Raw genomic sequence first — 12,345 nt, 5'->3', positions numbered from 1 at the left:
GAGCAACCGGGGGCGCGTGTGGACTCGTCGAGGCTCGTTTTCTCTTTTGACGAAGCCGATCCATCGGACCTGGCACTCTTCGGGGGCAAGGGCGCCGGGCTGGCGCACCTGGTCGAGGGGGGCTACCCGGTTCCTCCCGGCTTCATCATCTCGACGGCCGCATGCCGGGAGTTCATGCAGGCCGGCAGCCTGCCGGCCGCGCTGGGCAGCCAACTCGAGCGGTACATCGATGCGCTGGAGGAGGCGACATCGTCCAGCTTCCGGGGCGTCGGGGAGCCTGCCGACGGCGCCGGCCCCCTGCTGGTGTCGGTCCGCTCGGGGGCGCCGGTCTCGATGCCCGGGATGATGGACACGGTCCTGAACCTCGGGATCAACCCGCGGCGGGCCCGCGCTCTGGCCGAGGCGTCGGGCTCGGCGCAGTTCGCGGCCGAGGTCATGATCCGGTTCCACCGCATGTACGCGGAGATCGTGCTGGACGCCGACGGCGACGAGGTCGCCGCGCGCGGCTCGGAGTTCCTGGACGGCGTCGCCGCGGACCGGTCCGCACCGGTGCCGTTCGACGGTCTCTGGTCGGCGATGGCCGCCGCCGAGGTGGACGACGTGGGCGTGGCGGTTCCCGAGGACCCCATGGAACAGGTGCGCGGCGCCATCGCCGCGGTGTTCCGGTCCTGGAACACCCGTCGAGCCATTGCCTACCGCCGCGTGAACGGCATATCCGACTCGCTCGGCACCGCCGTCGTCGTGCAGGCGATGGTCTTCGGCAATCTCGGTTCCCCCTCGGGCAGCGGTGTGGCGTTCACCCGCAACCCCACCACCGGCGAGCCCGGCCTCTACGGGGAGTACCTCGAAGGCGGCCAGGGCGAGGAGATCGTGGCGGGCACCAGGACGCCCGAGCCGCTGGCCGAGGCGGCGCGCCGGCGCCCGGAACTCTTCGAGGACTTCGAGCGCATGGCGCTCAGACTCGAGCAGCAGCGCAAGGACGTACTGGACCTGGAGTTCACCGTCGAGCGGGGGAGGCTGTACCTGTTGCAGGTGCGCAGCGCCAAGCGGACGCCGAACGCCTCGGTGCGCATCGCCGCGGACCTCCTCGCCGAGGGCGCGGTGAGCCCGCTGGAGGCTCTGAGCGGCGTGACGCCCGGCCAGATCCGCGACGTGGAGCGCCCCCGTTTCGCGCCGGCCGCGCTCGCCGACGCCCGGGCGAGCGGCAAGCTGCTGGTGAAGGGGATAGCCGCCTCGGTGGGCCACGCGCACGGGGCAGCGGTACTGGATCCCGACCGCGCCGAGGCGATCGCCGCCGACGGGGAGAACGTGATCCTCCTGCGGGAGACGACGAGCCCGTTCGACCTGCACGGCATGATCGCCTCGACGGGCATCGTGACGGCGCGCGGGGGCGCCACGAGCCACGCCGCGGTCGTGGCGCGGGCATTGGGCCGGCCGGCGGTGGTCGGTTGCGCCGACCTCGGCATCGACCCCGAGGGCCGCACGTTCAGCGTCGGGTCGAGACGGTTCTCCGAGGGGACCGGTCTCTCGGTGGACGGCGCCGCCGGTGACGTGTTCGAGGGGATCGTGCCGCTGTCGCAGCCCGCCTCGTCGAGCACCGGGCTCGGCGAGGTGTTGCGGGTGGCCCGCGAGGCGGCGGGCAGCTGCCGCATCCTGGGGCTCTGCACCACGCCCGGTCAGGTCACCGAGACGCTCGAGCGCGGCGCCGACGGCATCGGCATCCGGCTGATCGACCTGCTCGTGGCCAGCGGTGCGGTCCAGCAGCTGGCCGACGAGCTGAGCGCGCAGCGTCACCGCGACCGGGTGGACCTCAGCCGCCTCGAACCGACTCTGGCCGAGCTGCTGGTCCCGGTCTTCGAAGCCGCCCGCCGCGTTCCCATCGTCGTGCGCGCCATCGATCTCATCGACGGCGATGCGGGCGAGTTCCTGGATCTGGAGTCGTTGCTGGTCGCCCATCCCGGTGTCGGCCTGCCGGTGGGCCTCGGCGAACTGCTCCGCCTCCAGGTCGCAGCCCTGGCTCAGGCCTGCGGCGAGACCGGTGACATGCCGACTCCCTACTTCGTGGTTCGCCACCTCTCGGACCCGCGGGAACTGGCCATGCTCGAGGAACTCGCCGCCCAGCAACAGTCACAGGAGGGTCGCGGCGAGTTGGAGGTCGGAGCGCTCGTGAGCACGCCGCTCGGCATCGAGAAGGCGGCGGAACTGGCTCAGCGGTCCCGAGTCCTGTGGCTCGACGCGCACCGCCTGATGGTCAGCTCCTCGGGCTACCCGGCGGTCGTTTTCACCTCGGCCGAGCCCCTTGACGAGTACATGCGAAAGGGGCGGCTCGCCGAGGACCCGCGGCTGGGTCAGGACAGCTGGCAGCAGAGGATCTTCACGGCACTCACGACGGTGCGTATCGGCGTTCCCGATTGTCAGATCGGCGTGCGCATGGGACGCGCGCAGTCACCGGAGCTTCTCGGTGCGTACTTTCGGGCCGGTGCTCGCATCTTCATCCTGGAACCGGAGGACTTGCGGGTCGCGATCGTCGAGCTGGGCAAGGCGGCGCTCCGGCAGGCGTCCGATGTCGAGGTCTTCGCCGGTGCGCCGGGTGGCTGAGGGCTTCTGCCGCACCTCGATGCGGTCGGGGAACGGGAGGTCCGCCGGGACGGACCATGACTGAATCATGACCATTGAGGGAAGCTCCGACGAGAGACATCTCGCCCTGCTGCGCGAGGCGACGCTCCGCGGCACCGACGCCGTCCTGCGCGCGGCCGCCGCCGTGTTGGGCCGGCTCTCCGGCAGCGACTACGCGGTCATCGTCGAGAACGTCGGGGACTCCTGGCAGAACGCCCTGAAGGACGACCTGCCGGTCGAAGCGGCCGGCGTGATCGAGAAGCTGCCGGCAGGGTCGCGGGAATGGGACACGCGTCGAGAGATCCCGGATCTGGGCATGACGTTCGTGCCCCTCCGCGCCGGCGCGCTGGCCGCCATCGTTCCCAAGCTCCTGGATCCCCGATCCGAGATCGCCACCACGACCAGCATCGCGGCGGAGATGTGCGACATCCTCGTGAGGGACGCCGAGCGCATCGAGAACCTGCGGTTCCTGATCGACGAGGTCTCCGACGGACCTATCGTCCCCCTCGAGATTCTCTCGATGCGGGAGATCGACCAGTTGCTGCTCTCCAGCGTCAACGCCGCTCTCCAGATCGTCGAGGCGGACATGGCCGGGGTCTTCCTGCTCGAGGAGGGCGAGCTGGTGATGCGGAGCTGCGTCGGGCACAGGACTGCGCAGACAGCCCACCTGAGGATGCACAAGGGCCAAGGGCTGGCCGGTCAGGTCCTCGCCACCGGGCGGCCCTGCGCCATCGACGACTACTTCGCCAGCGCGGTCATCACGCACGAGTTCGACACGCTTGCGGAGAAGGAGGGCGCGTTCGCCGCACTTGCCGCTCCCCTGGCGATCGGCGGCGACATCATCGGCGTTCTGGAGGTCTGGGCGAGGCGCCGCTCGGTGTTCGTCGAGAGCCACGAGAGGCGCATCGTCGAGGTGGCGAAGTTCGTCTCCATCGCCATCAACAACGCCCGCGAGTTCGAGCGGCAGCAGGAGGACGTCCGGGAGTTGAGCGAGGCGAGGTTCACTCTGCAGGGTCGACTCTCCGCGATCCAGGGAGCCCGATCTTTCCAGCAGACACTCGGCCAGTTGCTACTCGAGGGCGCCGGACTTGCAGCGATCATCCGGCTGGCATCCACCGAACTCGGGGCCACGACGGTGGTCCTGTCGAATGAGTTCGATGTCATCGATGCGTATCCGCCGATCGAACAGGGCTATGAGGTCAGAGACGAGGTGGCGGCGCTGGTCAAGATGAAGGATCCGAAGCCGGCGGAACTGAATTTCCGGAAGGTGGGCGAGAAGTGGGCGGTGCTGCAGCGCATCTCGGCCGGCGACGATCAGCTGGGCTGGCTGTACGTGACGATGGACTATGCCCCGGACATGGCCGTCGAACTCGCCATCGGCGAGGCGTTCCTGCACATCGCGCTCTGTCAGGTCATGGAGAGAACGGCCGACTACGTGCGTTCCTCAGAGCGCGAGGAGATTCTCTGGGACCTCATCGAGGGCAGTACCGCCAGCCGCCTGATGGCGGTGGATCGTTCCAGGTGGCTGCGGCCGCAACTGGCGCAACCGCAGCGATTGCTCCGCGGGAGGCTGTGGGATCCGGAGGTGGAGCCGGCCGGCGCGACGGGGGAGCTGGTGCGGTCAGGACGGGTGAGGCACAGGCTCCTGGCGAGATTGAGGGACTTCATGGTGGCGGAGGGGGCAGGCGAACTGGTGGCGTTGCGAGGCAACGAACTCGCTGCCATCGTCCCGTTCACTCTCCTGCCGAAGGTTCGCAGGATCGTGGATGACATCACGGCGATCGTTTGCGATTTCATTCCCGACGTCGAGCCGGTGTGGGGTGTGAGCGGCGTCTGCGAGCGACCGCTCAGTCTGGATCGCGCCAGCCGCGAGGCGTCGACGGCGTTGCGGGCCGCCGAGAAGCTGAAGGCGGGAACGGTCGCCAGCTATGACGAGCTCGGGGTGGTGCGGCTTTTCGTTGCCGCCCAGGGGGACGACAGCATTCGGGAGTTCGTGCGGCAGATGCTCGGCGACATCATTGAGTACGACGAGCGGAAGGACGGGCGCCTGCTGGAGACCCTGCGGGTGTACTTCGAAGCGAACTGCTCGCAGCAGGATGCGGCCGACAAGCTCTTCATCCACCACAAGACGGTGCGGTACCGCCTGACCCGTATTGAGGAGTTGAGCGGCCTGGATCTCAGCAGGCACGAGGATCGAATCAATCTGGACCTTGCCCTGAAAGTCCATTCGGTGATGAATGTGCTGGCCGCGAGCGTTTGAGACCGGTGGCCGCTCGGGCGGGCGGGAGGCCGATCGGGATCAGGTGCCGAGCGGGAGCCCTGCCTCAGGTGGCGGTCAGGTGCCGTAGCGGCGGGTGCCCGGCGCCACGAGGTGCGCCAGCGTGCCCGCCAACTCGCCCGGCTCGGGGAAGCGGTCCGCGCAGGCGTGTTTGGAGAAGATCGTCCGGCCGTCGACGGTGATGTCGAAGACACCGCCCCCGCCGCCGATGATCCGCAGTTCGCCGATCACGTGTTGGTATGCGCCGAGCATTTCTGCGGCCGCGCTCACGGCGCGGTCGGAATAGTCTCAAGCCACGCAGTAGGTGATGGTGATGGTGTGCGCCATGGTCGGGTTCGTCTCCCTGCGGCCAACTCTGGGGTCAGGCTAACCGGGGCCTAGGCTCTGCGGCATGAGCGACGACCTGAAGATCCGCAGCCACGAGGTGACCTCCGGAGCGGAGCGGGCGCCCGCCCGGGCCATGCTCCGGGCGGTCGGGATGACCGACGACGACTGGTCCAAGCCGCAGGTGGGGGTGGCTTCGTCCTGGAACGAGGTGACGCCCTGCAACCTGCCGCTGGCCCGCCTGGCCCGTGCCTCCAAGGAGGGCGTGCGCGCCGCCGGCGGCTTCCCGATCGAGTTCAACACCATCGCCGTCAGCGACGCCATTTCCATGGGTCACGAGGGCATGCGGGCCTCGCTGGTAAGCCGCGAGATCATCGCCGACTCGGTGGAGGCGGTCATGCACGCCGAGCGGCTCGACGCCTTGGTCAGCTTCGCCGGCTGCGACAAGTCGCTGCCGGGCATGCTCATGGCCGCCGCCAGGCTGAACCTGCCCAGCGTCTTCGTCTATGGCGGCTCCATCCGGCCGGGCACGCACCGCGGCCGTGCCATCGACATCGTCAGCGTGTTCGAGGCGGTGGGCGCCCACGCCGTGGGCGCCATCGACGCCGACGAGCTGGCGACCGTCGAGCGCAACGCCTGCCCCAGCGAGGGTTCCTGCGCCGGCATGTTCACCGCCAACACCATGGCGGCGGTGGGGGAGGGCCTCGGCATGTCGCTGCCGGGCAGCGCCTCCCCGGCGGCGCCCGACAGCCGCCGCGACGACATCGCCCGCGCCAGCGGAGAGGCGGTCATCGGTCTGCTGCGCGCCGGCATCCGGCCCCGCCACATCCTGACCAAGGGGGCCTTCGAGAACGCCATCGCCCTGGTGATGGCCCTCGGCGGCTCCACCAATGCCGTGCTGCACCTGCTCGCCATCGCCTATGAGGCGCGGGTGGAGTTGGAGCTGGACGACTTCAACAAGGTGGCGGCGCGCGTGCCGCATCTCGCCGACACCAAGCCGCACGGCCGCTACCACATGGCCGACATCGACCGGATCGGCGGCATACCGGTGGTGATGCGCCTGCTGCTGGAAGAGGGTCTGTTCCACGGCGACGAGGTCACCGTCACCGGGCGCACGATGGCCGAGAACCTGGCGGATCTGGATCCGCCCGGCGCCGACGGCGAGGTGGTGCACCGCTTCGACGACCCCATTCACGACATCGGCGGCATCGCCGTGCTGACCGGCAGCCTGGCGCCCTCGGGGGCGGTGGTGAAGGTGGCCGGCATCGACACCGACAGCTTCGAGGGGCCGGCGCGGGTCTTCGACGGCGAGGACGCCGCCATGGAGATGGTGCTGTCGGGCCGCATCAACCCCGGCGACGTCGTCGTGATCCGCTACGAGGGTCCCAAGGGCGGTCCCGGCATGCGCGAGATGCTGGCCATCACCGGCGCCATGAAGGGCGCCGGGAGGGGCGCCGATGCCGCCCTGGTGACCGACGGCCGCTTCTCGGGCGGCACCCACGGGTTCTGCGTGGGCCACGTGGCGCCCGAGGGCTCCGACGGCGGACCCATCGGCCTGGTGGCCGAAGGCGACCGCATCCGCATCGACGTGCGCAGCCACCGCATCGACCTGCTGGTTTCCGAGGAGGAGCTGGCCGCCCGGCGCGCCGACTGGAAGGCCCCGGCACCCCGCTACACGTCGGGCTTCCTGGCGAAGTACGCCCGGCTCGCCCAGGGAGCCGAGAAGGGCGCCATCACCGAAGCCTGAAATGGGGGCCTGCCGGGGGGCCTGACGGGGGCCCGAGGGGGTTGGGAAGCGGCCCCGGGGCTATACTCGACGGCGTGACGCGGCGACACCAGGTTCTCGTATCGCACTGAGCGGGCGGCTCTGCTGCGCGCTCCCCCGACCTCCCGCCCGGGAGGTCGTTGACATTTTGCAGACGGTACGGCGGCCCCGCGGGCATTGGGGGCATCGACCGGGAGAAGGCGAACCATGAAGCTGAACGGCGGGCAGGCCCTCATGCGCAGTCTCGAGCGCCAAGGGGTCGAGATCGTATTCGGGCTGCCCGGCGGGGCGATCCTGCCGGCCTACGACCCGCTCATCGACTCCACCATCCGCCACGTGCTGGTGCGCCACGAGCAGGGTGCCGGCCATATGGCGCAGGGCTACGCCCAGGCCACCGGCCGGCCCGGCGTGGCCATCGTGACCAGCGGTCCCGGTGCCACCAACATCGTGACGCCGCTGTGCGACGCCTACATGGACTCGGTGCCGCTCGTTGTCATCACCGGGCAGGTGCCCTACGCCGCCATCGGCACCGACGCCTTCCAGGAGTGCGACACCACCGGCATCACCATGTCGGTCACCAAGCACAACTTCCTGGTCTCCGATGCGCAGGACCTGCCGCAGGTGATCCACGACGCCTTCCACATCGCCACCAGCGGGCGCCCCGGCCCGGTGCTGGTGGACATCCCGAAGTGCATCGTGGACCCGCGCAACCCGCGCTCGGCCCTGGAGTGGTACGAGCCCGACGGTCACGACCTGCCGGGCTACCGGCCCCGCACCGAACCCGACCCGGCTGCGGTGGCCGCGGCCGCCGAGCTGATCTGCTCGGCGCAACGGCCGGTCATCTACTCCGGCGGGGGGATCCTCAAGTCTCGCGCCGCCGATGCCCTGCTGCGCTTCGCCGAGTTGGTCCGGATCCCCGTGGTCACGACCCTCATGAACCGGGGCGGGTTCCCCGACGACCACCCGCTGTGCCTGGGGATGCCCGGCATGCACGGCAACTACACCGCCGTCACCTCCATGCAGCGGGCCGACCTGCTGATCACCCTCGGCGCCCGCTTCGACGACCGCGTCACCGGCAAGGTGGGCGCCTTCGCCCCCGAGGCCAAGGTCATCCACATGGACATCGACCCTGCCGAGTTGGGCAAGGTGCGTCAGGCGGACGTGGCCATCGCCGCCGACTGCCGCCCGGGCATCGAGGCGCTGACCGAGGCGGTGACCGCCCTCGGCGGGGCCGAGGCTCAGGCGGACCGCCGGCAGTGGCACGACACCATCGCCGACTGGCAGGAGCGCTACCCGCTGGTCTACGAGGCCGGCGACTCGGGTGGGGCGCTGAAGCCCCAGTTCGTGCTGGAGCAGCTGCGCGACGCCACCCCCGACGACACCGTCGTGTGCGCCGGCGTGGGCCAGCACCAGATGTGGGCCAGCCAGTACTGGCGCTTCAACCACCCCTACACGTGGATCAACTCCGGGGGTCTCGGCACCATGGGCTACGCGGTGCCGGCGGCCATCGGCGCCAAGGCCGGGCGGCCCGACCGCATGGTCTGGGCGGTGGACGGCGACGGTTGCTTCCAGATGACCGCCCAGGAGTTGGTCACCGCCAACACCGAGCGCATCCCCATCAAGGTGGCCATCCTGAACAACGCCTACCTGGGCATGGTGCGCCAGTGGCAGGAGATGTTCTACGAGGAGCGCTACTCCGAGGTGTACCTCTCGCCGGACCTGCCCGACTACAAGGGCTGGGCCGAGGCCATGGGCTGCGAGGCCATGCGCATCGAGAACCCCGCCGAGGTGCGCCCCGCCATCGAGAAGGCCAACGAGATCGACGATCGCAGCGTGGTCATCGACTTCCGGATCGACACGCAGGAGAAGGTGTTCCCGATGGTGCCGGCGGGCGCCTCCAACGACGACATCGTGCTGGACCCGTCCCAGCAACCCCCGCCCCGCTAGCCGCGGGACAGCGCGCGCAGACCGATCATGGCCGGGACCAAGCGCCACCACACACTCGTGGTGCTCGTGGAGAACAAGGCGGGCGTGCTGGCCCGGGTGGCGGGCCTGTTCGCCCGGCGGGGCTTCAACATCGAGTCCCTGGCCGTGGCGCCCACCGAGGACGCCCGCCTCAGCCGCATCACCCTGGCGGTGGACGCCGAGTCGGCCCCGCTCGAGCAGGTCATCAACCAGCTCGACAAGCTCATCAACGTGGTGAGCATCCGCGAGCTGGCACCGGAGGAGTCCGTCGAGCGGGAGCTTCTCGTGGTGACGGTGAACGCCACCGGAGACACCCGCGGCCAGATCATGGATCTGGTGCGCATCTTCGACGGGCGGGTGTTGAACGTCGGCCCCGACAAGCTGATGGTGTCGATGTCGGGCGGTCCGAACCGGGTGGACGACTTCGAGAGCCTGCTGCGCCCCTACGGCATCGTCGAGCTGCAGCGCACCGGCAAGGTGGCCCTGCCCCGGCTCGCCAAGGCCGGCGGGGAGGTCGGAGAGTTCTGAGGGTCCCCCGCCCGGCACGCAAGGATCGAAGAGAGCCCGGCACGCGAGGATCGAAGAGAGCCCGGAACGCAAAGGATCGAAGAGAGAGGGGTCCCCATGGCCGCCACGATGTACTACTCCGCCGACGCCGACCGCAGCTTCATCGCCGACCGCAAGGTGGCGGTGCTGGGTTACGGCTCGCAGGGCCATGCCCACACCCTGAACCTGAAGGACTCCGGCATCGACGTGCGGGTGGGCCTGCGTGAGGGATCGGCGTCAGCCACCAAGGCCGCCGAGGCCGGGGTTCGCGTGCTGTCGATGGCCGATGCGGTGGCCGAGTCCGACCTGGTCATGATGCTGCTGCCCGACACGCTGCAGGCCGAGATCTATGCCGAGCACGTCGAGCCGAATCAGGATCCCGGCGACGCGCTCTACTTCGCGCACGGCTTCAACATCCGCTTCGACTGCATCGTGCCGCCGGCGGGGATCGACGTGGCCATGGTCGCGCCCAAGGGCCCCGGGCATCTGGTGCGCCGGACCTTCGAGGAGGGTGGCGGCGTGCCGTGCCTCATCGCCGTGGAGCAGGACGCGACGGGTCATGCCCGGGAGACCGCCCTGGCGTACGCCGACGCCATCGGCGGGGCGCAGGCGGGGGTCATCGAGACGACCTTCACCGAGGAGTGCGAGACCGACCTGTTCGGCGAGCAGGTGGTCCTGTGCGGCGGGTTGACCGCCCTCACCCAGGCCGCCTTCGAGACCCTCGTGGAGGCCGGCTACCAGCCCGAGGTGGCCTACTTCGAGTGCCTGCACGAGTTGAAGCTGATCGTGGATCTCATGTACGAGGAGGGGATCGGCGGCATGCGCTATTCCGTCTCGGACACCGCCGAGTACGGCGACCTGACCCGCGGCCCCCGGATGGTGGACGACCATGTGCGGGCCACGATGCGCCAGATCCTGGCCGAGGTGCAGTCGGGCGCCTTCGCCACCGAGTGGATCGCCGAGAGCCGCACGCGGGAACGCTTCCGGGCGCTGGAGGCCGCCGGCCGTGAGCACCAGATCGAGCAGGTGGGCAGGCAGTTGCGGGCCATGATGCCGTGGATCAGCGCCGGCAAGCAGTCGGTGCAGGAGGCCTCGGGCGGCCAGGGCTGAACGCCTCCCGCGCCATTCCAACTCTCCTGCCTCGCAGTTCCGGCTCCGCCGCCTCGCCATTCCGGCGGCGGCCGGAATCCGCTGCCTAGGCTCGCAGGATGGCCCGCACCGGGAGCCGACTGGCGCCGGCTCTCGCCGTCATCGCTGCGGTGGCGCTGGTCGCCGCCTGTGCCGAACCCGACCTGACCGTCGGCGTACCGAACACCACCACGACCGCGCCGCCACCCGGGGTGGTCGAGTCCCCCGATTCGAGCGAGACGCCGGAGCCGGTGCCCGACGACGGCGGTGAGACGGCCCCCCCACCGGAGGCGGCTCCCGATCCGGCCGCCGAGCCGCCCGGTCCGGAGGAGCCGCCGGCGGGTGGTGCGGAGTCGCCTCCGGCCCCCGCTCCGCCCACCCGGCCCGCCGGGGGCTCCGATCCGCCGGCCCCGGTCGAGGATCCGGCGGCGAGCGGGCAGGAGCCGTCCGAGCCGCCGCCCCCGGCGCCCGGCGCCGAGGTCGCCGGGCTGACCGCCACGACCCTCCGCGTGGCCGCCATCGCCGACGTGGAGACCGGAGGTGTGGCCGACGGCCGGTCGCGCTCGGTGCATGCGGCGATGCGGGCATGGGCCGAGGCGGTGAACGCCGCCGGCGGCCTGGCGGGACGCAACGTCGAGGTCGTGGCTCTGGACGCTGGCCTTTTCGGCCACGAGGCCGTCCTGGTGGAGGCCTGCGCCGGCGACTTCTTCGCCCTGGTGGGCGGCGACGCGCTGCTCGACGACGAGGGGGTCGAGTTGCTGGCCGATCCCGCATGCGACCTGGTGGACTTCCCGGCGCGGGTGCATTCACCCCGCCGGGCCGCCTCGCCGCGCACGTTCCAGGCTGTGCCGGTCTCCAACGAGGCCGTGAACGTGGGCGCCCTGCGGTGGGTCGCCGAGCGCCAGCCGGTGCGGATCCGCTCCACCGCCACGTTCTTCGTGGACCTCCCCGTCACGGTCATCGCCGCCGAACGGACCGCCGAGGCGGCTCGCGACGTCGGCTTCGAACTGATCTACGACCCCTCGGTGGCGATCGGGGAGAGCCTCGACCCCTATGTGGAGGACATGGCCGCCGCCGGCGTGCACCACGTGCTGTGGGACGGCGACACCCACCGGCTCCTGGATCTGCTGGCGTCGCTGGACGCCGCCGATCTCACCGTCGGCATCAACTGCGCCACGGCCTGTGACAGCGCGCTGTTCCTGGAGACGGCCGGCGAGACGGCCGACGGCGTGCTGATGTGGAGTCCCTTCCTACCGATGCGGGAAGAGGCCTACAGCCCCGAACTGGCCGCCTACCGGCAGTGGCTGGCCGTCGTCGAGCCCGGCGCCGCCCCCGATCTGCAGGGCGTGGCGGCCTGGGCCGCGGGACGGCTGTTCGAGGAGGCGGTGCGGCGGGCGATCGGCGCGGGGACCCCGGCGGAGGATCCCGAGACGCTCAGTCCCGCCGGCGTCGCCAGGGCCGCGGCCGGGATCGTGAACTGGCACGGCCACGGCCTGCACGGGCCCAGCAATCCGGGCACCGGTGATCCCTCGCCGTGCGGCGTGGTGATGGGCGCCTCGGGCGGGAATCTCTTCCGGTTCCATCCCGTGCTGCCCGGTACGTTCGACTGCGCGCCGGAGAACCTGTTCGCCCTCCAGGCGACCGCGCAACTGGGTCTCGAGTCCCCGCCGGAGCCCGCCGCCCGCGACGCGCCCTCGGAGCCTTAGGAGCGCCGATCCGGCCG

At 70.6% G+C, this 12,345-nt stretch carries 7 protein-coding genes and 1 pseudogene; 7 read left to right on the top strand and 1 reads right to left on the bottom strand.

All coding sequences use genetic code 11. From position 1 onward, the window contains the following. Positions 1-18: 18 nt before the first annotated feature. Positions 19-2,598 (top strand): pyruvate, phosphate dikinase, encoded by a 2,580-nt coding sequence (locus OXG55_03890; GenBank protein MCY4102395.1) that lies wholly within the window; start codon positions 19-21, stop codon positions 2,596-2,598. Positions 2,599-2,665: 67 nt separating this feature from the next. Beyond that, complete coding sequence (locus OXG55_03885; protein ID MCY4102394.1) at positions 2,666-4,876, top strand: helix-turn-helix domain-containing protein; 2,211 nt, start codon at positions 2,666-2,668, stop codon at positions 4,874-4,876. A 75-nt stretch (positions 4,877-4,951) separates the two neighbouring features. Here OXG55_03885 and OXG55_03880 read toward each other — a convergent pair. Further along, positions 4,952-5,167, bottom strand: a pseudogene (locus OXG55_03880) (Rdx family protein). 118 nt (positions 5,168-5,285) lie between these two features. On the opposite strand from OXG55_03880, the gene ilvD reads away from it, so the two are divergent. The 5 genes from ilvD (at position 5,286) to OXG55_03855 (ending at position 12,328) form a co-directional block, all read left to right on the top strand. After that, positions 5,286-6,965: a dihydroxy-acid dehydratase gene (ilvD, locus tag OXG55_03875; GenBank protein ID MCY4102393.1), complete on the top strand. Its 1,680-nt coding sequence runs from the start codon at positions 5,286-5,288 to the stop codon at positions 6,963-6,965. A gap of 225 nt (positions 6,966-7,190) precedes the next feature. Then, a complete protein-coding gene (ilvB, locus tag OXG55_03870; protein ID MCY4102392.1) occupies positions 7,191-8,930 on the top strand; it encodes a biosynthetic-type acetolactate synthase large subunit in 1,740 nt (579 codons plus the stop codon). Between the two features lie 27 nt (positions 8,931-8,957). Then, a complete protein-coding gene (gene ilvN, locus OXG55_03865) occupies positions 8,958-9,476 on the top strand; it encodes an acetolactate synthase small subunit (GenBank protein MCY4102391.1) in 519 nt (172 codons plus the stop codon). Positions 9,477-9,572: 96 nt separating this feature from the next. Continuing rightward, positions 9,573-10,604, top strand: coding sequence for a ketol-acid reductoisomerase (ilvC, locus tag OXG55_03860; GenBank protein MCY4102390.1), 1,032 nt, complete (start codon positions 9,573-9,575; stop codon positions 10,602-10,604). A 98-nt stretch (positions 10,605-10,702) separates the two neighbouring features. Then, positions 10,703-12,328, top strand: coding sequence for an ABC transporter substrate-binding protein (locus OXG55_03855; GenBank protein MCY4102389.1), 1,626 nt, complete (start codon positions 10,703-10,705; stop codon positions 12,326-12,328). Positions 12,329-12,345 lie beyond the last annotated feature (17 nt).

The organism is bacterium (genome assembly GCA_026708055.1).
Lineage (GTDB): Bacteria > Actinomycetota > Acidimicrobiia > Acidimicrobiales > CATQHL01 > VXNF01.
This window is presented reverse-complemented; position numbering and strand designations above follow the sequence as displayed.